Here is a 24,622-nt window from a genome sequence, read left to right as displayed (position 1 = left end):
ACTTGTTCGACCGTTGGCCCAATCGGCAGCAGGGACTGTGCGATACCGCAGCCCCCGGCCGCCGCCGTCCATCACACCCGCGCCGCCACCATCCCCCGCTCCGAGCGCGTCCACGCGACGAGCGCGCCGATCCCGAGCAGCGCGAGGCACACGATCGGCACGATCATCGGCCCGAACGCCGTGCCCGTCACCTTGCCCGCGAACGGCATCAGGTTCTGGCTGAAGAAGCCGCCGAGGTTGCCGATCGAGTTGATCGCCGCGACGCTCGCCGCCGCACGCGCGCCGGTGAAGTAACGCGGCGGCATCGACCAGAAGCACGGATACAGCAGCGGGATGCACGCCCCGCCCAGCACGAGCGCGACGAAGCGCAGCGGCGTCGACGGCAGCACGAGGCTCAGCAGGAAGCCGAGCGCGCCGAGCGCCGCGACGATCGCGATCGTGCGCAGGATGCTCTTCGCGCGGCGCAGCTTCGACGGCAGCCACACCAGCAGCACCACCGCGAGCGCCCACGGCAGCATGCTCAGCAAACCGTTCGTACTGCTCGACACACCGAACGATTTCACGAGCGTCGGCAGCCAGTACGTGACGCCGTACAGCGACGTCGACATCAGCATGTAGGTCGCCGCGAACAGCATCACGCGCGGATCGAGCAGCGCCTTCCACGGCTGCGCATGCTCGGCCTGCGCCGGCTTCTCGCGCTCCAGCGCGGCCGCGACGATCTGCTTCTCGCGTTCGTCGAGGAACGGCGCCTCGCGGAACGACGCCGGCAGCACGCGGAACACGACGATCGCGACGATCACGGCCGGGATGCCCGTCGCCACGAACACCCACTGCCAGCCCGCGAGCCCCCACACGCCGTTCAGGCTCAGCAGCACACCGCCGACCAGCGAGCCGAGCATGTTCGCGAGCGCGCTGCCGAGCGTGAAGATGCCGAGCACCTTCGCGCGATAGCTCTGCGGGAACCACAGCGTCAGGTAATAGATCACGCCCGGATAGAAGCCGGCCTCGGCGATCCCGAGCAGGAAGCGCAGCGAACAGAACGCGGGCATCGACGTCGTGAAGCCCATCAGCACGGTGATGAGGCCCCACGTCAGCATGATCCGCGCGAGCCACACGCGTGCGCCGTAGCGATGCAGCGCGAGCGTGCTCGGCACCTCGAACAGCAGGTAGCCGATGAAGAACAGCGACGACGCGAGACCGAACGCGGCCTCGGTCATCCCGAGGCTGTGCACCATCTGCAGTTTCGCGAAGCCGACGTTCTGCCGGTCGATGAACGCGATCAGGAACATCACGACGAGGATGGGCATCAGGCGCCGCGCCATCTTCGACATGATGCGCTGCTCTTCGGCGGACGCGGGGTCCAGGGTTTCGGTGGCATTCACTGCGGGCTCCTCCGTGAAGCGGTTGCTTGTCGGTTGAATCGGCGCCGCGCGCGATGCATGCGCGGGCGCGGTGGGGTTCGATGAAATCGGGATCCGGAAACGGATGGCCGCCGTCGTCAGCCGGTCCGGTAGTCGTCGAGCATCGGCGCGAACATCTCGTGCCACGCGCGCGGCTTCGCCTTGATCGTGCCGGCGAGATACAGGAATTCGACGTAGTCCATCAGCTGGTTCGGCCGCACCGAGAAACGCGTGTCAGGCGCGGCGAGCATCTGCATCACATCGTCGTGCGACACGGCGACGCCCGACGACGCCGCATACAGCGCGGCCGCCGCGCGCGGGTCCTGCGCGATCAGGCGGTTCGCTTCGTCGAGCGCACCGAGAAACGCCGCGGCCAGCGCGGGCTCCGTATCGACGAGCCGCTTCGGCGCGAACACGACGTCGAGCGTCAGCGGGCCGAGCACGTCGACCGAATTCACGACGCGATGAATGCCCGGCTGCCGCAATTCGAGGGTCGAGAACGGCGGCGACGTGAAGTGCGCGGTGACGCCGTTCTCGCGGCGGATCAGCGCCTGCATCGCCTGCGGATGCGGCAGGTTCACGGTGATCGAGTCGAGCTGCGCGAAATGCCGCGCGCCGAGCTGCCGGCTCGCGACCATCTGCAGCACGACCGCCGACAGCGACGTGCGGATGCCCGGCACCGCGATCCGGTCGGACGGCGTGAAGTCGCGCAGCGACGTCAAGCCCGGACGGTTTGCATTGAGCGACAGCGAGGTCGTGGACAATCCGCTGATGCCGATCACCTCGACGTTCGGAATCCCGCGCGCCCGCGCCCACAGCTCGATGAAGCCCGGCGCGCCGGCACCCGCGAAATCGAGCGTGCCGGCCATCATCGCGTCGTTGACGGAATTGCCGCCGTCGAGCAGCACCCAGTCGACCGCGACGTCGCGCAGGCCGTGCCGCGCCGCATGCCGCTCGAACAGGCGCTGCTTCTCCATCACGAGCAGCGGCAGGTACAACACGCCATAGCCTTTCGAGATCCGCACCGTGCGTGGCTTCGCGCGCACCAGCGACGGTGCGGCAAGCATGCCGAGGCCGGCGGCGAGCAACGCGCGGCGGCGCGGCGACGTCTTCATGCGCATGCCTCCATGCGGCGCGCGACCAGCGGCAACGCGGCAGCCGGCGTCAGGCTACGCCGTGCATCCGGCCGCGCCTTCGTCGTGCCCGTGACATGCTGCATGTTGCCGTCTCCTCTGGTATTAATGCCGTCGTCGCTTGCTCCGGCTGAACACAGGTTATCGAGCGAGTCTGAGAAAATACTGACATCCCGCCCCCGGGAAAACCCCTAACCCCTCACCCTGCAAACGGCACCATGCGCATTCTCGTCGTGGAGGACGATGCCGAAATCGGCGCGGCGATCCGCAGCCGCCTCGCGCGGCTCGGCCATGCCGTCGATCTCGAAACCGACGGCTCGACCGCGAACGGCCTGCTGCGCGTCGAGCGCTTCGACCTCGTCGTGCTCGATGCGAACCTGCCCGGCCTCGACGGCTTCGCGGTGCTGCGCAACCTGCGCGCGTCGGGCAGCACGACGCCGGTGCTGCTCGTCACCGCGCGCTCGGCGATCGACGACCGCGTGAGCGGCCTCGGCCTCGGCGCCGACGACTATCTCGTGAAGCCGTTCGACTACCGCGAGCTCGATGCGCGCGTCCAGGCGCTGCTGCGCCGCAACAGCGGCCATGCGAACGACGTGCTGACGCTCGGCGGCCTCGTGATCGACCGCAGCAGCCGGCTTGCCGAACTCGACGGCCGGCCGCTGTCGCTGTCGCGCCAGGAATTCGCGCTGCTGGAGATCCTCGCGAGCCGTCCGCAGCGGATCTTCTCGAAGGACGAACTGCTGAACCAGCTGTTCAGCTTCGGCAACGAGCCGACCGCGAACGCGGTCGAGCAATACGTGACGCGCGTGCGCAGGAAGCTGCAGGGCAGCTCGGTCGAGATTCGCACCGCGCGCGGGATGGGGTATCAGATTGCCGCGCACTGACTGGTTCCCGAAGACGCTGTTCGGGCGCACGCTGCTGTTCATCGCGCTCGTGGTCGCGACCGGCGCGCTCGCGCTGGCCGCGATCGCGCGCTATTACGCGGGCGTCGCGGCCGAGCGCGCGTACGACCAGCTGCTCGCCGGCGCGTCGATCCAGGTCGCGGAGAACCTGTACGTGCAAGGCGGCGTGCTCGCGCTGAACCCGCCGGTCGCCGCGCTGTCGACGCTGTCGCGCTACGACCTCGTCTACTACAAGGTGGTCGATTCGCGCGGCGTCGTCGTGGCCGGCTACAACGATCTCGCGAGCCCCGCGACGCTCGCGGCCGCGAAACAGGGCCCGTCGTTCGCGAACGCCGTCTACCAGGGTCACCGGATCCGCACCGCGACCATCGCGCGCTACATGCCGGAGGAAAGCACGCCGGGCTGGGCGCTCGTGACGGTTGCGCAGACAACCAATGCGCGGCAACAGCTGACGAACGACATGAGCATCAAGGTGTGGACGCTGATCCTGCTGATGAGCGTGCTCGCGATCGGCGCGAGCGGCCTCGCGATCCGGCGCGGGCTGCGCCCGCTCGCGCAGATCGGCACGATCATCGCCGCGCGCGACCCGGCCGACCTGCGGCCGGTGGCCGTCGACACGCCGAGCGAGATCGACGCGATCATCGGGTCGATCAACGGGCTGATGCGGCGGCTTGCCGAGCGGATCAACGCGATGCAGCGTTTCATCGCCGACGCCGCGCACCAGATGCGCACGCCGCTCGCGCGGCTCGACGCGCAGATCGAACTGCTCGACGGCGAAGCCGATCCCGCGCGTCATGCGGCGCGGCTCGATGCGTTGCGCGCGACCTGCTCGGACGTCGGGCGGCTCACCGGGCAGTTGCTCAATCATGCGATGGTGATTCATCGCACCGAGGTCGTGCCGCTGCAGCCCGTCGATCTCGTCGCGCTCGCGAAGGACGTGCTCGGCCGCACGATTCCGCTCGCGGACGCGCGCGACGTGGCCGTCGCGTTCGCGAGCGACGCGCCGCATGCGTGGATCGACGGCGATGCAATCAGTCTGCAGGAGGCATTGTCGAACGTGCTGCACAACGCGCTGCTGCACGGGCATGCGGACGATATCGTCGTGTCGGTCGCCACCGCGGGCAACGCGGATCGGTCGGTGACGCTGACCGTCACCGACAACGGGCGCGGCATTCCGCGCGAGCATTGGGACGCGGCATTGCAGCCGTTCGTGCGGATCGCGCCGGACGGCAGCGAACGCCGCACCGGGTCGGGGCTCGGGCTCGCGATCGTGCAGGAAGTGATGAAGGCGCACGGCGGGCGCGTCGGGTTCGCGTTTCCCGATGCGGGCGGGTTCGCGGTAGTGCTGACGTTTCCGCGGCCGGCAACGGCGCACGCCGGTCACGCATGAATCGGCGGGATGCGGCGCCCCTTCCGTCGACTACGCCGCGACCGCCTCCCCGCCGAGATACGCATCGCGCACGCGTTCGTCGTCGAGCAGCGTTTTCGCGGGCCCTTCGAGCACGACGCGCCCCGTCTGCAGTACGTATCCGTAATGCGCGATCTCCAGCGCGAGGCTCGCGTTCTGCTCGACCATGAACACCGTCACGCCCTGCCGGTTGATCGTGTCGATCAGTTCCAGCACCTTGTCGACGTAGAGCGGCGACAACCCCATCGTCGGCTCGTCCATGCAGATCAGCTTCGGCCGCGCCATCAGCGCGCGCGCCATCGCGAGCATCTGCTGCTCGCCGCCCGACAGCGTGCCCGCGCGCTGCGCGAGCCGCTCGCGCACGCGCGGAAACAGTTCGAGCACGCGCGCGTAGTCGTCGGCCACCGCCGTACGATCGCCGCGCGTATAGGCGCCCATCAGCAGGTTCTCGCGCACGCTCATGTCGCCGAACAGCCGCCGCGCCTCGGGCACGGCCGCGATCCCGCGCCGCACGCGCTGCGGCGTCGCGAGCGCGGTCACGTCGTCGCCGTCGAAACGCACGACGCCGCGACGCGGCCGCATCAGCCCGAGAATCAGCTTCATCGTCGTGGACTTGCCGCTCGCGTTGCCGCCGAGCAGGCTGACGATCTGCCCGCGGCCGACTTCGACGTTCACGTCGAAATGCACCTGCACCGGGCCGTAGAACGTGTCGAGGTGTTCGAGTTTCAGCAGCGCGTCGGTCATGGTCGTGTCGGGTCCGGAAGAAGGTGCGCTCATGCGGCCGCCTGCACGGTGCGCTCGGCCGTCGTGCCGCCTGCATGACGGCGGCCGAGATAAGCCTCGATCACGCGCGGATCGTGCCGCACGTCGCGTGGCGCGCCTTCGGCGATCTTCACGCCGTTGTCGAGCACCATCACGCGGTCGGACACGCGCATCACGAGTTCGAGCTTGTGCTCGATCAGCAGGATCGTCAGGCCGCGCGTCTTCAGCGACTGGATCAGTTGCAGCATCTCGGCGGTCTCGGTCTCGTTCATCCCGGCGGTCGGCTCGTCGAGCAGCAGCAGGCGCGGATGCAGCGCGAGCGCGCGGCCGATCTCCACGCGCCGCCGGTTCGCATACGACAGGCTGTGCGCCGGATGATCGATGCGCGGCGTGAGCCGCTCGCCGAACCCGGCGATGATGTCGCGCGCCTCGTCGCGTAGCGCCGCTTCCTCGCGCCGCACCGACGCGGGCCGCACGAGCGCGCGCCACACCTCGGCCGCCGCGCCGAGCGCCGGCCAGCCCGGCCGCGCCGCGCGCAACCGCGCGTGCGCGCCGATCAGCACGTTGTCGAGCACGCTCAGGTTGCCGAACACGCGGCCGTGCTGGAACGTGCGCGCGATGCCGAGCGCCGCGAGCCGTTCCGGCGGCGTGCCGGTGATGTCGCGGCCGTCGAACGTCACGCGGCCGGCATCGGGGCGGTCCGCGCCCGCGATCAGGTTGAACAGCGTCGACTTGCCCGCGCCGTTCGGGCCGATCACGCTCAGCAGCTCGCCGTCGGCGAGCGTCAGGCTTGCCGCGTCGAGCGCGGTCACGCCGTCGAAGCGGCGCGTCAAACCCCGTACGTCGAGCAAGGGTCGAGTGGTGGTCATCGCAATCCTCCTCATACCGTGCCGAGCAGGCCCTGCGGCCGGAACCGGACGAGCAGCAGCAGCACGAGGCCGTAGATCAGCATCCGGTAGTCGGCCGCCCAGCGGAACAGCTCGGGCAGCCCGATCAGCGCGATCGCGCCGACGACGCCGCCGAGCACGTTGCCGAGCCCGCCGAGGATCACCATCGTCAGCGCGAGGATCGACACCTGCGAATCGAAGGTCTGGTGATTGATGTAGCTGTACAGGTGCGCGGCGATGCCGCCGCTCACGCCGGCCGCGACGCCGCCGACCGCGAACGCGATCGCCTTGTAGCGGTTCGGCGCGATGCCGTGCGCGCGCGCGGCGACGTCGTCCTCGCGCACCGCGCGCAGCGTGCGGCCGAGATGCGAGCGCAGCAGCCGCACCTGCACGAGCGCGAACGCGACGAGCACCGCGAGCGTGAACCAGTACGCGGCGCGCGCGGTCGTCGCCCACGGCAGCGGCGCGATGCCGGTGATGCCGAGCGGGCCGCGCGTGAGGCCGTCCCAGTTCAGGATCACGAGGCTCACCACTTCGCCGATCCCGAGTGTCGCGATCGATACGTAGTGCCCGCGCAGCCGGAACGCCGGATAGACGAGCAACGTGCCGAGCACCGCGGTGATCGCGCCCGCGCACGGAATCGTCACGGCCGGCGACCAGCCGAGATCCGACGACAGCAGCGCCGACGCATACGCACCGATCACGAGCAGCGCGGCGTGGCCGAGCGAGATCTGCCCGACCGTGCCCGCGACGAGCGTGAGGCTCAGCGCGAGCAGCCCGTACAGCCACGCGTTGGTCAGCGTCTGCAGCACATAAGGCGATGCACCGAACCACGGCAGCACGGCCGCCGCCACGATCAGCACGACGAGCACCGGGCGCGGCACGCGCACGGCTTTCGCGGCCGCGAGGAAGGTGCCCGTCATCGGCTCCGGCGGCAGCGCGCGCTTCCCGCTGAACAGGCCGTTCGGCCGCCACACGAGGAACACGATCAGCAGTCCGAACGCGAACAGGTCGCGATAGCTGGTGCCGAACAGCGCGACGCCGTAGCTTTCGACGAGGCCGAGCAGCAGGCTGCCGGCGATCGCGCCGGGCACGTTGCCGAGCCCGCCGATCAGCAGCGCGACCACGCCCTTCAGCGTCGCCTGGAAGCCCATCGCCGGATCGATGCTGTTGTAGTACATGCCGACCAGCAGTCCGCTGACACCGCCGAGCGCGCACGCGATCGCGAACACCGTCTGGTTCACGCGATCGACGTCGACGCCCATCTGCAGCGCCGCATCGCGATCCTGCGCGGTCGCGCGCACGGCCCAGCCGAGCCGCGTGAAGCGCAGGAAGCCGTACAGCAGCGCGGCCGCCGCGAGGCCGATGCCGGCGATCAGCAGGTCGAGCGCACCGAGCGTCGCGCCGGCGATCCGCAGGTGCCAGTCGGGCAGCGGCGTCGGCACCGCACGCGGGTCCGCGCCGAACGCGAGTTGCGCGAGCTGGTCGAGGATGAAGCTGATGCCGATCGTCGCGAGCAGCGGCGCGATGCGCGCGGCGTGGCGCAACGGCCGCAGCCCGATCCGCTCGATCGCGATGCCGAGCGCGCCGCAGCCGACGACGACCGCCGCGAGCGCGGCCGGCAGCGGCAAGCCGAAGCGCGTCAGGCACAGCCAGCCGATGAAGGCGCCGACCATGTAGACCGAGCCGTGCGCGAAGTTGATCAGGTGCGACACGCCGAAGATCAGCGCGAGCCCCACCGCGAGCAGCGCGTAGATGTTGCCGACGATGAGGCCGTTGAGCGTGTAGTCGAGCCAGGAAGCCATCACGATGCGTCCGTCATTTGCATGCGGTTCCGGGTCGGGGTCAGCGCGCCGCGAGCTGCGGCTTCGCGCCGTCCCATAGCGCCCACTGCCCCTGCTTCACGACGAGATACACGGTGCGTGCGCCCGCGACGCGGCGCGTCTGCGGATCGAAACGCACCTTGCCGAAGATCACGCTCGGCACGTCGCTCACTTTCTCGAAGCCGTCGTGCGCGGCCTGGCGCGTCACGCCGTAGCGGCGCAGCACCTCGGCCGACAGGATCAGCGCATCGTATGCACGCGCGACGAACGAATCGGGATCGGCATGGAATTTCGCGCGATAGCGCTGCACGAACGCCTGCACCTCCGGGCGCGGTTCGGCCGGGAAGAAGTTCGATTCCGTATAGACGCCTTCGACGGCCGTGCCGCCGAGTTCGAGGAACTTCGGCGAATACACCGAGCCCACCGCCGCGATCGGCAGCGTGAGCCCCGACGTGCGCGCCTGCCGCACGATCTGCGCGCCGTCCGCGTAGTAGGAAATCAGCACGATGGAATCGGGCTTCGACGCACCGATCCGCACGAGCGTCGAGCGGAAATCCTTCTCCGCCGGCTGGTAGCCTTCGGCCGCGACGACCTGCGCGCCGAGCCCCGTCACCGCCTTCGCGAAGATGTCCTTGCTGGTGCGGCCCCAGTCGGTGTTCAGGTACAGCACCGCGATCCGCTTGAAGCCGAGTTCCTTCACCGCGTAGCGCGCGAGCAGCGGCTGCTCCTCGGCCTGGCTCAGCGCGGTGCTCCACAGGTAGTCGCCGCCCTTCGTGAAATCTGGATGGGAATTCGTGAAGCCGAACTGGATCAGCTGCCCGCGCTGGTAGATCGGCGACGCGGCCATCGACGTCGCGCTGGAAAAGTCGCCGAGCTCGATCACGATGCGTGGGTCCGCGACGAATTTCTGCGCGATCGCCACCGCCTGACGCGGATCGCTGCGGCTGTCCTGGAAGTCGACCGCGAGCGGCCGGCCGTGGATGCCGCCGCCGCCGTTGATCTCGTCGAGCGCGAGATCGAAGCCACGCTTCCATTGTTCGCCGTATTGCGCGTCCTGCCCGGTGAGCGGCCCGCTCACGCCGATCACCACCGGCTCGCCGGACACGCCCGCCGCGAGCGCGCCGCCCGTCGACAAGCCCCATGCGGCAGCCAGTGCCGCCACCGTGCCCAGCACGCGCCGCCATGCGCCGCGTGCGTCGTTCCCCGAAACGTTCATGCGTCCCCCCAGCTTCAGTCAGTCGAAAAGAGTGAGGGCATGTAACCATCCGGTTCAGGGCGTTCCAACGAAGTTTTGCGCATATCGATATCGTGCGCGACGCGAAGCGCAACGTCACTGCCACGGCCTCCTGCACGGCGCGCCTCGCGCGACGCATCGGCATGCGCTGCAGCGCATTGATTCGATTGACGTTTGCCGTCGTGCAGCGCTGCCGGCCGACGCGCATGCATGCACGGCGCGTCGTCCCGGCGCGCGTGCGCTTCGCATGTTTGGCACTGTCGATAGCAAAAATCATTATATGAATCGTGCATGCTCGCACTCCTACAATGCGCAAATCGCATCATCGGAACGCGTCATGGAGTTGCATCAACTCGAAGCCTTTTCCGCGGTCATGTCGGCCGGCAGCGTGACCGGCGCGGGCGAACTGCTCGGCCGCTCGCAGCCGGCCGTCACGCGGCAGATCCAGGAGCTCGAAGCCGATCTCGGCTATGCGCTGTTCGACCGGCACGGCCCGCGCGTCACGCCGACGCGCCGTGCATTCCTGCTCTACGAGGAAGTCGAACGCTCGCTTGTCGGCCTGCGCGCGATCGAAGCGCGGGCGCGCGCACTCGGCGAAGAAACCGCCGAACCCGTGCGCATCGCGGCCACGCCTTCACTCGCGGCCACGCTCGTGCCGGCCGCGCTCGCCGCACTGCCCGACGGCGCGCACGCGCCGCACTACCAGTTGCGCAGCGAGTCGGCCGAACACGTCGTGCACGAAGTGCTCGCCGGCACGGCCGATATCGGCGTCGTCACGCTGCCGATGGCGCATGCGGGGCTCGACGTGCACTGGATCGCGCAAACGCCCTGCGTCGCCGTGCTGCCGGCCGACGATCCGCTCGCGGGCAAGCCGCGCATCGCGCTGCGCGATCTCGCGGGCCGCCGCATCGTGACGGTCGCGAACCGGCACCGGCTGCGCCAGCGGATCGATGCGGCATTCGCGGCCGCACGCGTCGACGCGCACGTGTTCATCGAAACCAATGCATCGCTGAACGCGGTGATGGCCGCGCGCGCGGGCGTCGGGATCGGCATCGTCGACCCGGCGACCGGCGTGGCACTGCCGGTGGACGGCGTCGTCGCACGACCGCTCGATGTCGACATCCCGTTCGCGTTCGGTGTCGCGACGCCCGCCGGCAAGACGCGCACGGCCGCCGTCGAGGCGCTGCTCGACGCGCTGCAGCACACGACGCGCGCGCTGCTCGACGACGTGACCTTTCACGATGCATCCGTGCACGACGCGCTGCTGCGAGGCGACCGGTTGCGCATCGATCGCCCGCCTCGTGCGACGCGCGCCACACGAACCGCACGCACACGCGGTACCCGCCCGGAGGCCGCATGACGGCGACGCCCGACACACCCGACACACCCGACACACCCGACACACCCGACGCACCCGACGCACCCGACGCACCCGACGCACCCGACGCACCCGACGCACCCGACGCACCCGACACGCTCGACGCACTCGAAGCCCGCCTCGCCCAGGACCTGCGCTGGCTCGACCTGCCCGCGCCGTCGTGGGTGCCGCCGCGCGACGTCGACGGCACGCGCGTGCTCGACGTCGCGATCGTCGGCGGCGGAATGGCGGGGCTCGCGGCATCCGCCGAACTGCGCCTGCTCGGCATCGACAACCAGTGCGTGATCGACCGCGCACCGGCCGGCTACGAAGGCCCGTGGATCACGTTCGCGCGGATGGAGACGCTGCGCTCGCCGAAGCAGCTCACCGGCCCCGCGCTCGGCCTGCCCGCGCTGACGTTCCGCGCGTGGTTCGAAGCACGATACGGCCGCGACGCGTGGGATGCGCTCTACAAGATTCCGCGCACGCAATGGATGGAATACCTGCGCTGGTATCGCCGCGTGCTCGACCTGCCGGTGCGCAACGGCACCGCGCTCGTGGCACTGCGTCCGCGCGACGACGGCCTGCTCGCGCTCGACCTGCGCGCGAACGGCCACGCGCAGACCGTGCTCGCGCGACACGTCGTGCTGGCGACCGGCCGCGACGGGCTCGGCGGCCCGTACGTGCCGCCCGTCGCGCAACGCGCGCCGCGCTCGCGTTGGGCCCATTCGTCCGATCCGATCGATTTCGCTTCGCTCGCCGGCAAGCGCATCGGCGTGGTCGGCGCGGGCGCGTCCGCGTTCGACAATGCGGGCACCGCGCTCGAAGCGGGCGCCGCGCGCGTCGACCTGTTCTTCCGTCGCGCGGACATTCCGCGCATCAACAAGCTGACGGGCATCGGCAGCCCGGGCCTCGTGCACGGTTATGCCGATCTCGACGATGCGACGAAGTGGCGCTTCATGCACTACGCGCTGACGTCGCAGACACCGCCGCCGCGCGACAGCGTGCTGCGCGTGTCGCGGCATGCTCACGCACACTTCCATGCAGCCAGCCCGATCGAAACGCTGGTGGAACACGCGGACGGCCTCGACGTCGTCACGCCGCGCGGCCGCTACACGGTCGACTTCCTGATCTTCGCGACGGGCTTTCATTCCGACTGGACGACACGCGCAGAATTCGCGTCGTTCGGGCCGCATGTGCGGCGCTGGAAGGATCGCTATCAACCGGAACCGGGCACATGGCTCGACGAGCTCGCCGAGTCGCCCGACCTCGGCCCCGCGTTCGCGTTCCAGGAACGCGAGCGCGGCGCCTGCCCGGCCGTCACGCGCATCCATTGCTTCAACCATGCGGCGAGCCTTAGCCACGGCAAGCTGTCGGGCGACATCCCCGCGATCAGCGCGGGCGCCGAGCGGCTCGCACGCGGCATCGCGAGCCGGCTGTTCGACGCCGATCGCGACCGCCACTACGACGCGCTCGTCGCGTTCGCGACCGCGGAGCTGCAGGGCGACGAATGGCGCGACGCCGACGCATGAGCGCCGCCGCGATCCACGCTACTCACGACGACTGGAATCCATCACGATGACCGAACCCATCCCGCCGGCCGCCGCGCCGGATACGATCGACGCCGTCGCCGGCCTGCGCGAAGGCGATGCCGTGGCCACGCTGCGTCGCGCACGCGACAAGGTGCTGCTCCATACGCGGCTCAGCGAAGCCGCGCTGTTCGACACCGCGCTGCCCGATCTTTCGGTAATCGAACGATTGCATGCGGCGCGGTACGTCGCGCAGCGCTCGAATGCGCACGCGCTGGCCGCGGTCTACCAAACACGGCTGATCGACGCGGGCGGCACGCCCGACGACATCGCCCGCGCGGACGCCGATGCGTTCGACGCACTGCCCACGCGCCTCGGCGCGCTCCTCGCGCATGCGCGGCGCCTGACGCGCTCGCCCGCCGACGCACGCCCGTCCGATCTCGACGCACTGAAGTCGGCCGGGTTCACGACACCCGCGATCGTCGCGCTGTCGCAGCTCGTCGCCTTCGTCTCGTATCAGCTGCGTGTCGCGGCAGCGGTGCAAGCGTTGCAGGCGCGTGCCGCCCGGGAGGCCGCATGACGATGGCCACGCACGGTTTCACGTCCGCCACGCTCGGCTGGCGTGCATGGCTCGACACGGTGCCGCTCGAACGCGCCACGGCCGACCAGCTCGCGGTGCTCGAAGCGAGCCATCCGCAAGCGAAAACGTCGGACTACTACCTGCTGCTCGTCCACCTGCCCGACATCCTGCGGCAGCGTTCCGGCGTGTTCAACGCGATCATGTATGGTCCGGGCGGACTGTCGCGCGCGGAACGCGAGCTGGCAAGCACGGCCGTGTCGCGCGTGAACGGCTGCGTGTATTGCGCATCGGTGCATGCGCAGCGCTTCACGCAACTCGCGAAACGCACCGATGCGATCGACCAGGTGTTCGACGATCCGTCGACAGCCGGCACCACCGCGCGCGAACGCGCGATCATCCGCTATGCGGTCGCGCTGACCGAGCGGCCCGACACGGTGGACGAACGCGACATCGCCGCGCTCGAAGCCGAAGGGCTCACCCACGAAGAAATTCTCGACCTGTCGCACGCCGTCGCGATCTTCGCGTGGGCGAACCGGCTGATGCTGACGCTGGGCGAACCGGTGTTTCCCGAACCCGCAGCGGGCAACTGACACGCCGCCGCGCCGGCGCGGGCGCAGGCGACCACACCGGCCGACGCGCGCTGCCGCGCGTCACGCCTTGTGCGTCGACAACAGAATGCTCGTCTCCGTATTCGCGATCCCGTCGATCAACCGGATCGCGCCGAGCACGCGATCGAAATGCTCGAGCGAATCGGCGTGCAGCTCGGCGACCAGATCCCAGCGCCCGTTGGTGCTGTGGATCGACGCGACGTTCGGATGCCCGCGCAGCACCTTCACCACTTCCGCGCCGCGATTGCCCTGCACCGCGATCGACATCAGCGCGCGGATCCGGTGCCGCTCGGCGGCCGGCTTGAGCCGCACCGTATAGCCGACGATCACGCCGTTCTTCTCCAGCCGCGTCAGCCGGTTCTGCACGGTCGCGCGCGCGACGCGCAACGCCTTCGCAAGGGCGACGACGGGCATCCGCGCGTTGTCGCGCAGCAGCGCGATGAGCTGCCGGTCGACGTCGTCGAGCGTAATCATGAACGGACCTTCCTGTTGAACGTGACACGGCCGCCAGCGTGCCGGACGGCACGCATTTCGACCAGCGTGATTTGAACAAACTGCCATATTCGGCCAGCAATCTGCCAAGTCTATCGAGAAATCTGCCATTTTTGCCGTCTTTTTGTTGGCTCGACTCACGGAAATAATGACTCCATCGACCGGCCGCATGGGCCGCGACGCCGCTTTTGATGGAGCCGGGGCCCGGGCCGACACGCCCGCCCCGGTCGACCAGAACGCCTGGACACCCGTCCGGGCAACAAAATGGAGACAGACCGATGACCCGCTTCCTCGACGTTCCCGCCACCGCCCGACTGATCGCCCAGACCGGCGTCACGCCGTTCCTGCGCGCGCTCGTCGACACGCTGCGCGCCGATTACCTGCACTGGGCCGACTTCGACAAGTCGCCGCGCGTCGCCTGCCACTCGCGCGACGGCGTGATCGAGCTGATGCCCGTCGCGAACGCGTCGCTGTTCGCGTTCAAGTACGTGAACGGCCACCCCGTCAACGCCGCGCGCGGGATGCACACCGTGATGGCGTTCGGCGCGCTCGCCGAAGTCGACACCGGCTACCCGCTGCTGCTCGCCGAACTCACGCTGACCACCGCGTTGCGCACCGCCGCGACGTCGGTGCTGGCCGCGCAGGCGCTCGCGCGCCCCGACGCGCGCACGATGGCGCTGATCGGCAACGGCGCGCAGAGCGAATTCCAGGCGATCGCATTCCATACGCTGCTCGGCATCGACGAGATCCGCGTGTTCGACGTCGATCCGCTCGCGACCGACAAGCTCGTGAAGAACCTCGCCGCTTACCCTGAATTGCGCGTCGTGCGCGCCGCGTCGACCGCCGACGCCGTGCGTGGCGCCGACATCGTGACGACCGTCACCGCCGACAAGGCGTATGCGACGATCGTCACGGCCGACATGATCGAGCCCGGCATGCACCTGAACGCGGTCGGCGGCGATTGCCCGGGCAAGACTGAGCTCGACGCGGGCGTGCTGCAGGCGGGCCGCGTATTCGTCGAATTCGAGCCGCAGTCGCGCATCGAGGGCGAGATCCAGCAGATGCCGGCCGACTTCCCGGTGACCGAACTGTGGCGCGTGCTGCAGGGCGAGACGACCGGCCGCGAGCGCGCAGATGAAGTCACGGTGTTCGACTCGGTCGGCTTCGCGCTCGAGGACTACTCGGCGCTGCGCTACCTGTATGCGCTCGCGCAGCAGCACAACGCGGGCGTCGAGATCGCACTGATTCCGCCGGCCGTCGATCCGAAGAACCTGTTCGCGCTGATCGACGATCCGGCCGCGATCGCGCAGGGTCATGCGGCATTCGTGACCGAAGCCGTCGCCGCGTTCGCACGCTGATCGTCATCCCGGGCGGCCGGCGCGCCGCCCGATTCTCCGCCTATCTCTTCAAACGTTCATGAATCTCGTATCGATCCAGGCGCCGGCCGCCGTCGTGATGATCCGGCCGCACCGCTTCCTGCCGAATCCGCAGACCGCGGCCGACAACGCGTTCCAGCGCACGGCCGTCGGCGGCGCGCACGACACGCTGTCGGTGTCGGCCGCCGCGCGCGACGAAGTCACGGCCGCCGCGCGCACACTCGCCGATGCAGGCGTGCGCGTGCACGTGTTCGACGATCACGGCGAGCGCGACACGCCCGACTCCGTGTTCCCGAACAACTGGTTCTCGACCCATCCGGGCGGGCATATCGCGCTGTTTCCGATGCATAGCCCGAACCGCCGCCGCGAGCGACGCGCGGACATCGTCGAGATGCTAAAAGCGGAATACCGCGTGCAGGACGTGATCGACTACTCGGGGCTCGAATACGACGACGTGTTCCTGGAAGGCACCGGCGCGATGGTGCTCGACCACGTCGCCCGGATCGCGTACACCGCGCGTTCGCGCCGCGCCGATCCGGTCGCGCTCGAGCGTTTCTGCACGAACTTCAACTTCGAGCCGATCTGCTTCGATACGGCCGATGCGAACGGCAACCCGATCTATCACACGAACGTGATGATGAGCGTCGCCACCGAGTTCGCGATGATCGGCCTCGACCTGATCGCCGAGCGCCGGCGCCGCGACGAAATCGCTCAACGCCTGACCGAAACGGGCCGCACCGTGATCGCGCTCGATCATGCGCAGATCGCGAATTTCGCGGGCAATACGCTGGAGCTGTCGGGCAAGGACGGGCGCGTGCTCGCGCTGTCGCGGCGCGCGTTCGACTGCCTCACCGGCGGCCAGCGCGCGACGATCGAACGCTCCGCGCGGCTGCTGCCGCTCGACGTGCCGACGATCGAACTGGCCGGCGGCTCGGTGCGCTGCATGCTCGCGGGGATTCATCTCGCGCGGCGGGCCGCAGCACATGACGTGAAGGAAATGGAATCGGCGGCGCGGTAACGCGAATCGGTGCCGCACGCCTGAGCGGACATCCTGCGGCGGATAGCCCGATGGCGCCGCCGGACGACGCTTCGGCCTGAACGGACATCCTGCGCGGATAGCCCGATGGCGCCGCCGGACGATGCGTCAGCCTGAGCGGACATCCTGCGTGGATAGCCCGATGGCGCAGCGGGACGATGCTTCGATCTACGAATCAGTTCGAAACATCGTCCGGCCCGTTCATCAACCGCCCAGCAGCTTCAACCCGGCCGGCAGCGTTTCGCCGAACACACGTGCGGTGTCGGCTTCGTCGAACGCAATCGCCTCGCGCACCATGTCGATCCACGCGGCCGACACATTCGCGGAAGACAGGCGCTTGATCACCGCGTCGCGCGTTTCGTCCGGCAAATCGCGTTCGCGGTCGCCCGTCATCCGCGCGATCTGCGCGACCGCGAACGCCGCGGGTTCGACCTGCTTCCAGTCCAGCGCGAACAGCGCGTCGAGCCAGCGGTTCGCGACGTCGGCCGGCACGACACTGTGCGCGCTGCCGTAGAACGGCCGGCGCGCACCGATGCGCCCGAGCGCCCACGCGCACAGCGTGCGCTCGGCCGGCTTCTGCAATTGCGCGATCAACCGCTCGGCCAGTTCCACCTTGCGCTCGACCGGCAATCGTTCGAGCGATGCCGACAAGCGCGTCATGTCGGCCGGGCCGACCTTGGCCGGGTCGAACGGCAGCTTGCGGCGCTTGTCGTCGGACGGTTCGAGGAACGCGATCGCATCGCGCACCTGCGTCTGCGCGTCGTCGTCGAGGCCGCCGGCCACGCGCCGCCACAACGTCCACCACTCGGACCACACCTGCGCGTCGTTCACGTACTGGATCCCGTCGTCGAACAGCGGCCACAGCTGCTCGATGCGCCACGCATCGAGCGGATGGCCGAAGCCCGGGCGCAGGCAATAGCCGGCGAGGTTCAGCCACGCGCGTTCGTGATCGGCCGAGCGCCGCCGGCGACGCGCGCGCGCAAGCAACGCGTCGAACAGCTCGCGCGCGAGCGCGACGTCCCACTCGTCGCGCGGGCCGAGCACCTGTTCAAGTTGCGCGCGCAACCGTCGCGTGTCCTTCGGCGTGATGTCCGCGGCCTTGCTGCCGAACGAGCGGTCGATCAGCTCGATCGCGTGATCGACGCGCGGATGGCGCGCGAACGCGGCATCGTCGCCTTGCGCGGGCGCATCGCCGCGCAACTGGAATTCGAGCCGCCAGCGGCGCGCTGCATCGTCGGTCGCGATGCAGTGCATTTCGAGCGTGCCGACCTCGGTCAGCGACGCGGTGAGTTTCACCGGCGTTTCGCGCGCATCGCTACCGGCCTTCGCGTCGACGACCGTCGCGATCGGCGGCAGCCGCACGAAGTCGCCGCCGTCCAGCTCGACCAGATCGCCCGGCTGGTACGCGGTGTCGGCGACCGTCGACACGAGGTGGAAACGCACCGGCTGCCCGAGCTGCAGCGCGAACGTGCGTTCCTCGAGCCGGATCTCGCGGCCTTCCTCGGCACCGCGCGGCAGCAGGCAGACACCGCGCGCCGCCGTGGCGCCCTCGCCATCGTCGAGCACGAGGAAATAACTGCGCGCGGAACCGCCGCCGATGCGCGGCGCATGCCCCGCCCGCGCCAGGCCATAGGCGACCGCGCCGCGCGCGACCGCCACGTCCGGATGCGCGTTGTGCAGCACGTCGAGCGGCGCGCCGCGCCACGCGCCGAGCGTCTGCGCGAGACGGCCGGCCAGCGCCCCCGCGCGGAACACGCCGCCGTTGAGCAGCAGCGTGTCGGGCAGCGGGCCTTCCGCATGACGATTCAGGAACGCGGCGACGTGGCGCGTGACGGCCGGGTCGCTCGCATACGGCAAGCCGAATTCGACGATCGCGGCCCGCGCGCGGCGCGGCAGCTCGCCGGCCTCGACCTGCGGAAAGAAGCCGTCGACGACGATCTGCTCGACTTCCTGACGCGTCAGCTCGGCCGAGCGTGCGCCGCCGACGAGCTTGCTGCCCGCGCCGAGCAGCGTCACGGTGACGGAGGCCGGCGCGTCGTCGCCGAGCAGCCGCTCCTTCGCCGCGCGGCAGCGCTCGACGAGCTGCGACAGGCTCGCGGCCGACAGCCGCGTGCCGGGCTCGGTCAGCCGCGTCTCGACCAGGCGCGCGAGCGCGAGGTCCATGTTGTCGCCGCCGAGCATCAGGTGATTGCCGACGCCGACGCGCGTGAAGGCCGGTTCGCCGTCGCCGCCCGGCGCGACGTCGACCAGCGTGAGGTCGGTCGTGCCGCCGCCGACGTCGCAGATCAGCACGCGCCGTGCCGCGGCGAACGTGTCGCGCAACGTCGCGCGCTGGCCGTACAACCAGTCGTAGAACGCGGCCTGCGGTTCTTCCAGCAAGCGCAGCGCCGGCAGTTTCGCGCGTTTGGCCGCCTCGACCGTCAACGCGCGGGCGCCGTCGTCGAACGACGCCGGCACCGTCAGAATGACGTCCTGCTTCGCGAGCGGTGCATCGGGAAAACGCGCATCCCACGCGGCCCGCACGTGCGCGAGATAGCTCGCGCTCGCGTCGACCGGCGACACCTTGTCGACGCCGTCGGCCGCGCCCCACGGCAGGATCGCCGCGAGCCGGTCGACCGATGCGTGCGACAGCCAGCTTTTCGCGCTGGTGACGAGCCGCCCCGGCACCTGCGCGCCGAGCGTGCGCGCATAGCGGCCGATCACGGCCGGCGGTGCACCGGCCGCATTCGCGTTGGCCTTCGGATCAGCCTTCGCACCCGCCTTCGAATCGGCCGCCCACGGCAACCGCAGCGCGTCCGGCGGCAGTTCACCCGCCGCCGGGTGATAGCGCACCGACGGCAGCAGCGGCTGCGCGGCCACCGCGCCGGGGCCGACCAGCTGCTCGACGTCGAACACGCGGATCGCGTCGGAGCCGGCCTCGACGTATGCGACGACCGTATTGCTCGTGCCGAGGTCGATGCCGACCGTATAGCGCTTCATCGCGCTCAGGCGGCGCCGCGCACGTCGAACTCGACCTTCCAGCGCTCGTTCGTGCCGCTCGGAATCGCCTCGAGCTCGAGCGTGCCGGCTTCGGTCACGCGCGCATGCAGCTTCACCGGCACGACCTCGCCGACCGTGCGCCCTTCGGCGGGCAGCGTGGCCTGGATTTCCTCGAGTTCCTGCAGCTCTTCCGGCGACCAGTAGTCGAGCAGCGTGCCGACCTGGTCCTGACGACGCACCGACGACCCGAAGAAGCGGAACTGCACCGGTTCGCCGACGACGAGGCCGAACTCCTGCGGCGGCAACGCCGCATCCGAGCCTTCCTCCATCCCGAACGGCGCGACGCAGAGCGCCTGCACCGGCGGCTCCAGCCCCGGCACCGCGGGCATCGCCGACTCGATCGCGACGTAGTACGCACGCGCCGTGCCGCCGCGAATGCGCACGCCGCGGCCGCGCTTCACGTAGCCGTAATACGCCGCGCCACGCGCGACCGCCAGATCGAGGTCCGCGCCTTCGAGCAGGCGCGCGGCCGGCGCGCCTTCGGCGGCGAGCCAGCTATTGAGCGTATCGAGCACGCGCTGCGTGAGCAGCGGCGACTTGAACACGCCGCCGTTGAACAGCACCGCGGTCGGATGCAGGAACGTCGCACCTTGCGGCAGCGTACGCTGCACGCCTTCGAGCGCGTCGAGCGCCGCGACCTGGCGGCCGAGGAACGCCGCGAGATGGCGCGTGATGCCCGCGTCCTGCGCATACGGCAGGCCGAGCTGCGTCAGGCCGACGCGCGCGCGGCTCACCGGGCGCGCGGCCGCGTCGACTTGCGGGAAGAAACCTTCGAGAATTGTCTGCGTGAGTTCCGCGCGCGTCAGTTCCGTGCGGATCGAGCCGCCGATCAGCTTCGAGCCGCGGCTCGGCACGACGAGCGGCACCGCGTCGGTCGTCGGGTCGGACAGCAGCGTTTCCTTCGCCGAGCGGCACGCGTAGGTCAGCGCGCGCAATTGCCACGGATCGGCCTGCGTGCCCTGCTGCGCGAGCTTGCGCGCGACCACGTGCGCGAGCGCGAGGTCCATGTTGTCGCCGCCGAGCAGGATGTGCTCGCCGACCGCCACGCGATGCAGTTCGAGATTGCCGTCGCGCTCGACCACCGCGATCAGCGACAGGTCGGTCGTGCCGCCGCCGACGTCCACGCACAGGATCAGGTCGCCGACCTGCACCTGCTTGCGCCAGCCGCCTTCGCTCTTCTGGATCCAGCTGTAGAGCGCCGCCTGCGGCTCTTCCAGCAGCGTCATGCGCGAATAGCCGGCGGCACGCGCGGCTTCCGCCGTCAGCTCGCGCGCAGCCGGGTCGAACGACGCGGGGATCGTGACCGTCACGTCCTGGTCGGCGAACGGCGCGTCGGGATGCGCGTGGTCCCACGCTTCGCGCAGGTGCGTCAGGTAGCGGATCGAGCTTTCCAGCGGCGACACGCGCGCCACTTCCGGCGGCGCATCGCTCGGCAGGATCGCCGCGCGGCGATCGACGCCCGGGTGGCACAGCCAGCTCTTCGCGCTCGACACGAGGCGGATCGGCGTGCCGGCGCCACGCGTGCGCGCCATCTCGCCGACCGCGAACGCGCGCGAGGCCGTCCACGGCAGCGTCAGGTCGCCCTGCGTCAGCTCGCTTTCATGCGGAAGATAGAGGAACGACGGCAGCAGGTCGCGCGACTCCAGCGCGCCGGGCGCGGTCAGCTGCGCGATCGGCAGCACCTGCTGCGTGATCGTTTCGCCGTCACTCGCGGCACTGTCGACGTACGACAGCGCGCAGTGGGTCGTACCGAGGTCGATACCGATCGAATAGCGCGGATCGTTCACAGTTCCACCTCCGCCGGTGCGACCACCGAGGCGTCGTGGCTGCCGGTCAGCTTCGGCAGGCGCACGTCGGCCACGCGCCAGCCGCGGTGGCTGACCGTGCCCGTGAACGGCGCGGCGCCGACCACGTTGCCCGTCACGCGCACGGCCGTCGCGTCGAAGCCGGCCGGCAGCGTCACGCGGCTGCCTTCGGCTTCATCGCGCACCGGCACGATCGTGAAATGCTCGCGCAGCGCGGCGCGGCAGCCGTCGTGCACGAGGCGTGCGGCGGCGCCGATGTCGGCGTCCGCGTAGCCGGCGATGTCTTCCTCGACGAAATCGATGAAGCGCGCATCGCGCTGCAGCAGGCCGAGCAGTTGCAGCGCGGCTTGCGGGCTCGCTTCGCGCAGCTCGGGGGCCGGCGCCTTCACGGGCGCGGGTGCCGGGGCCGCCGCGGGGGCCGGCGCAACCGGCGCCGGCGCGACCGGTGCCGGGGCGCCGTCGCGCACGCGCAGCACGCCGGCCGCGAACTCGCGGTTGCCGATCACGGAGAAGAACGTGCCGACGGCCAGCGATAGCCGGCCGAAGAAGGACAGGTTGGTTTCGGGCATGGGGTCTGGACTCCTGTGGGCTCGCGACATGGCGAGCAGCTTGCCTGGGCGCCCGGCGGCGGCGTGCGATTGCGCACTGCCGCCGCCCGGCGCGTGATTCGGGCGCGCCCTCTCGGGTGCGGAAAACCCGTATTTTGCCCTGTGGCGGGCGAACCGGGCAGAAGTTGGGGGACAGAACACAACGGCGCGCGGGTTTTGCGCGGCGCCGGATTGCATCGGACTGCCGGCTATCGGGGGTCGGCCGGGCGTCGGCCGCGATGTTGCGGCGCGTCAGCGCGGCTTGCGGCGGCGTGCCGCCTTCACCCGAAAATCGCGCGAATTCGGGCGCGCGACGTGAAACGCATGCCCCCGCATGGGGACCGCGGCGGCGTAGCGCTACATGCTTGATGCAATGTGATGTTTAATGCCCGGCAACGCCAGCATTAAAGGACACGCAATGCTCGACCTCGACGACCTTCGACTCGTGCGCGCGATCGGCGCGTCGCGTTCATTGGCATCCGCCGCGCGCCTGCTCGACCTCACCCCGCCCGCGGTCACGATCCGCCTGCAGCGGATGGAGGCGCGGCTGGACGTCCGGCTCGCCGTGCGGCAGCCGAAGGGGATCGAGCTGACCGACGAAGGTCAGCGGCTTTATCGGGAAGCCGTGGAGATTCTCGAGCGCGTGGACGCGCTGCCGAACAACATCGCGGGCGATCACGGCGACGTGCAGGGCACGCTGCGCGTCGTCGCGCCGTTCGGCTTCGGACGCAAGTACGTCGCGCGGATCGTGCGCGACGTGCAACGCGCGCATCCGAAGCTCGAAATCTCGCTGCACCTGTCGGAGAGTCCGCTGACCAGCACGTCGGGGGCCGACGTGGTCATCCATGTCGGCAGCCTGAAGTCGTCGTCGTGGATCGGCTATCCGCTCGCGCCCAACGAGCGCTTCCTGTGCGCGAGCCCCGGTTACGCGCGGCGCATCAAGCAACTGGCCCATCCGTCCGACCTCGCGCGCTACGACTGCCTGTGCCTGCGCGAGAACGACGAGGACGTGCCGCGCTGGCGCTTCTCGCAAGCCGGCGACGGCAAGGGCGAATCCAGACGATCGGCGGTGATTCGCGTCACGGGCGCGCTGTCGTCGAACGACGGCACCGTCATCACCGACTGGGCGCTGGCCGGGCTCGGCATCGTCGAGCGCTCCGAGTGGGACGTCGCGCCGCTGCTGGCGAACGGCAAGCTGGTCAGGCTGCTGCCCGACTGGCATCTGCCGCCCGCGCCGGTGACCGCGCTGCTGCCGTCACGCACCGGCCGCTCCGCGCGGCAGCGGGTTTTCCTCGAAGCCGCGACGCAATTCCTCGCTCCGCCGCCGTGGCGCGGCAAGGCATGAGCGCGGTCCCGGGATTAAATGCGGCTTAATGCTCGATTTGGCACGCGTTAAACACGCAGCGCGCCAAACGCCCTACTGTGTTCGCTGTCGGCAATCCACAGAGGCAACGCATCATGGGCATTCCCATCCTTCTCAACACCCCCGCCGCATTGATCGACGTCGGCCGCATGCGTGACAACATCGCGCGCATGCAGGCGCATCTGGACGCGCTCGGCGTCCGGTTCCGACCGCACGTGAAGACCACCAAGTGCCAGCACGTCGTCGACGCGCAGGTTGCGGCCGGCGCGCAAGGCATCACGGTATCGACGCTGAAGGAAGCCGAGCAGTTCTTCGCGGGCGGCGTGCGCGACATCGTCTACGCGGTCGGCATGATTCCCGCGAAGCTCGGCCAGGCGCTCGCGTTGCGCCGGCAGGGCTGCGACCTGAAGATCGTCGCCGACAGCCAGCCGGCCGCTCACGCGATCGCCGAATTCGGGCGCGCGCACGGCGAGCGCTTCGAAGTCTGGATCGAGGTCGACGTCGACGGCCATCGCTCGGGGATCGCCCCCGACGACGATCTGCTGATCGACGTCGGCCGCGCGCTGGTCGACGGCGGCATGACGCTCGGCGGCGTGCTCGCGCACGCCGGCTCCAGCTACGAATACGACACCCGCGACGCGCTGGTCGCGATTGCCGAACAGGAGCGCAGCCGGACCGTGCACGCCGCGGAGCGCCTCAGGGCCGCCGCGCTGCCCTGCCCGGTCGTCAGCATCGGTTCGACGCCGACCGCGCTGTCCGCGGAGCGCCTCGACGGCGTGACCGAAGTCCGCGCGGGCGTGTACGTGCTGTTCGACCTCGTGATGCACAACGTCGGCGTGTGCGCACTGTCCGACATCGCGCTGTCGGTGCTGACCACCGTCATCGGGCACCAGGAAGAAAAAGGCTGGGTCATCGTCGACGCGGGCTGGATGGCGATGAGCCGCGATCGCGGCACGCAGCGGCAGGCGCGGGATTTCGGCTACGGGCAGGTGTGTAGCGAAGACGGCGACGTGCTCGGCGAGTACGTGATGAGCGCGGCCAATCAGGAGCACGGCATCGTGTCCCGCATCGGGACGCCGGACACGGATATCGCGACGCGGTTTCCGATCGGGACCCGTTTGCGGATTCTGCCGAACCACGCGTGCGCGACCGGCGCGCAACATCCGGAATACCACGCGCTGGGCGACGACGGCACCGTGCGGAACTGGCCGCGCTTCTACGGGTGGTAAGCACGAGGCGGCGCGGTGGCGTTCGCCGGTGCGGCGAAGTGATACGCCGACGTCCGGCGACGCAACCGGCCG

At 69.9% G+C, this 24,622-nt stretch carries 20 protein-coding genes; 10 read left to right on the top strand and 10 right to left on the bottom strand.

Annotated elements, in window-relative coordinates; translation table 11 throughout:
- Positions 1-71: 71 nt before the first annotated feature.
- Positions 72-1,382 (bottom strand): MFS transporter, encoded by a 1,311-nt coding sequence (locus PL79_RS04185; RefSeq protein WP_044845376.1) that lies wholly within the window; start codon positions 1,380-1,382, stop codon positions 72-74.
- Positions 1,383-1,498: 116 nt separating this feature from the next.
- A complete protein-coding gene (locus tag PL79_RS04180; RefSeq protein ID WP_044845401.1) occupies positions 1,499-2,515 on the bottom strand; it encodes an ABC transporter substrate-binding protein in 1,017 nt (338 codons plus the stop codon).
- Between the two features lie 236 nt (positions 2,516-2,751).
- Between PL79_RS04180 and PL79_RS04175 the strand changes: the two genes are divergently transcribed.
- Positions 2,752-3,417 carry a response regulator transcription factor gene (locus tag PL79_RS04175; RefSeq protein WP_044845377.1) on the top strand — a complete coding sequence of 222 codons (666 nt, stop codon included), beginning with the start codon at positions 2,752-2,754 and terminating at the stop codon, positions 3,415-3,417.
- Positions 3,404-4,825 carry a sensor histidine kinase gene (locus PL79_RS04170; RefSeq protein ID WP_044845378.1) on the top strand — a complete coding sequence of 474 codons (1,422 nt, stop codon included), beginning with the start codon at positions 3,404-3,406 and terminating at the stop codon, positions 4,823-4,825. Before PL79_RS04175 ends, PL79_RS04170 begins: the two co-directional genes overlap by 14 nt.
- A gap of 30 nt (positions 4,826-4,855) precedes the next feature.
- Here PL79_RS04170 and PL79_RS04165 read toward each other — a convergent pair whose 3' ends face one another.
- Genes PL79_RS04165 through PL79_RS04150 form a run of 4 tightly spaced genes read right to left on the bottom strand, consistent with a single transcriptional unit; the run spans position 4,856 to position 9,531 of the window.
- Positions 4,856-5,620, bottom strand: coding sequence for an ABC transporter ATP-binding protein (locus PL79_RS04165; RefSeq protein ID WP_044845379.1), 765 nt, complete (start codon positions 5,618-5,620; stop codon positions 4,856-4,858).
- The gene (locus tag PL79_RS04160; RefSeq protein ID WP_044845380.1) at positions 5,617-6,474 is read right to left on the bottom strand and encodes an ABC transporter ATP-binding protein; all 858 of its coding nucleotides are present in this window, start codon (positions 6,472-6,474) and stop codon (positions 5,617-5,619) included. Before PL79_RS04160 ends, PL79_RS04165 begins: the two co-directional genes overlap by 4 nt.
- An 11-nt stretch (positions 6,475-6,485) precedes the next feature.
- Positions 6,486-8,297, bottom strand: a complete 1,812-nt coding sequence (locus tag PL79_RS04155; protein WP_044845381.1) for an ABC transporter permease — start codon at positions 8,295-8,297, stop codon at positions 6,486-6,488.
- A gap of 40 nt (positions 8,298-8,337) precedes the next feature.
- Positions 8,338-9,531, bottom strand: a complete 1,194-nt coding sequence (locus PL79_RS04150; protein ID WP_044845382.1) for an ABC transporter substrate-binding protein — start codon at positions 9,529-9,531, stop codon at positions 8,338-8,340.
- Positions 9,532-9,886: 355 nt separating this feature from the next.
- Between PL79_RS04150 and PL79_RS04140 the strand changes: the two genes are divergently transcribed.
- Genes PL79_RS04140 through PL79_RS04125 form a run of 4 tightly spaced genes read left to right on the top strand, consistent with a single transcriptional unit; the run spans position 9,887 to position 13,605 of the window.
- Complete coding sequence (locus tag PL79_RS04140; RefSeq protein ID WP_044845383.1) at positions 9,887-10,909, top strand: LysR family transcriptional regulator; 1,023 nt, start codon at positions 9,887-9,889, stop codon at positions 10,907-10,909.
- Positions 10,906-12,438, top strand: coding sequence for an NAD(P)-binding domain-containing protein (locus PL79_RS04135; RefSeq protein ID WP_235879199.1), 1,533 nt, complete (start codon positions 10,906-10,908; stop codon positions 12,436-12,438). Before PL79_RS04140 ends, PL79_RS04135 begins: the two co-directional genes overlap by 4 nt.
- 46 nt (positions 12,439-12,484) lie before the next feature.
- Positions 12,485-13,015, top strand: coding sequence for a CMD domain-containing protein (locus tag PL79_RS04130; protein WP_044845384.1), 531 nt, complete (start codon positions 12,485-12,487; stop codon positions 13,013-13,015).
- Entirely contained in the window at positions 13,012-13,605 is a 594-nt protein-coding gene (locus PL79_RS04125) for a peroxidase-related enzyme (RefSeq protein ID WP_044845385.1), read from the top strand. The genes PL79_RS04130 and PL79_RS04125 overlap by 4 nt, the downstream gene beginning before the upstream one ends.
- 60 nt (positions 13,606-13,665) lie before the next feature.
- Here the strand turns inward: PL79_RS04125 and PL79_RS04120 are convergent, their stop codons facing one another.
- Positions 13,666-14,097, bottom strand: coding sequence for an Lrp/AsnC family transcriptional regulator (locus tag PL79_RS04120; RefSeq protein WP_044845386.1), 432 nt, complete (start codon positions 14,095-14,097; stop codon positions 13,666-13,668).
- Between the two features lie 296 nt (positions 14,098-14,393).
- Here PL79_RS04120 and PL79_RS04115 point away from each other — a divergent pair, with 296 nt between their 5' ends.
- On the top strand, positions 14,394-15,473 hold the full coding sequence (locus PL79_RS04115; protein WP_044845387.1) for an ornithine cyclodeaminase: 1,080 nt from the start codon (positions 14,394-14,396) through the stop codon (positions 15,471-15,473).
- 58 nt (positions 15,474-15,531) lie between these two features.
- Positions 15,532-16,509, top strand: coding sequence for a citrulline utilization hydrolase CtlX (gene ctlX / locus PL79_RS04110; RefSeq protein WP_044845388.1), 978 nt, complete (start codon positions 15,532-15,534; stop codon positions 16,507-16,509).
- 222 nt (positions 16,510-16,731) lie between these two features.
- Here the strand turns inward: ctlX and PL79_RS04105 are convergent, their stop codons facing one another.
- The 3 genes from PL79_RS04105 to PL79_RS04095 are packed head-to-tail and all read right to left on the bottom strand — an operon-like array spanning position 16,732 to position 21,940.
- Entirely contained in the window at positions 16,732-19,506 is a 2,775-nt protein-coding gene (locus tag PL79_RS04105) for an Hsp70 family protein (RefSeq protein ID WP_044845389.1), read from the bottom strand.
- Between the two features lie 5 nt (positions 19,507-19,511).
- Positions 19,512-21,353 carry an Hsp70 family protein gene (locus PL79_RS04100; RefSeq protein ID WP_044845390.1) on the bottom strand — a complete coding sequence of 614 codons (1,842 nt, stop codon included), beginning with the start codon at positions 21,351-21,353 and terminating at the stop codon, positions 19,512-19,514.
- On the bottom strand, positions 21,350-21,940 hold the full coding sequence (locus tag PL79_RS04095; RefSeq protein ID WP_044845391.1) for a DUF2760 domain-containing protein: 591 nt from the start codon (positions 21,938-21,940) through the stop codon (positions 21,350-21,352). Before PL79_RS04095 ends, PL79_RS04100 begins: the two co-directional genes overlap by 4 nt.
- Positions 21,941-22,376: 436 nt before the next feature.
- On the opposite strand from PL79_RS04095, the gene PL79_RS04090 reads away from it, so the two are divergent.
- Complete coding sequence (locus PL79_RS04090; RefSeq protein WP_135800963.1) at positions 22,377-23,303, top strand: LysR family transcriptional regulator; 927 nt, start codon at positions 22,377-22,379, stop codon at positions 23,301-23,303.
- Between the two features lie 113 nt (positions 23,304-23,416).
- A complete protein-coding gene (locus tag PL79_RS04085; protein WP_044845393.1) occupies positions 23,417-24,550 on the top strand; it encodes a DSD1 family PLP-dependent enzyme in 1,134 nt (377 codons plus the stop codon).
- The last annotated feature ends 72 nt before the right edge of the window (positions 24,551-24,622 follow it).

Source organism: Burkholderia sp. USMB20, assembly GCF_000949135.2.
Classification (GTDB): Bacteria; Pseudomonadota; Gammaproteobacteria; order Burkholderiales; family Burkholderiaceae; genus Burkholderia.
The sequence above is the reverse complement of the archived record's forward strand: the minus strand, read 5'-3'. Positions and strand labels throughout refer to the sequence as shown.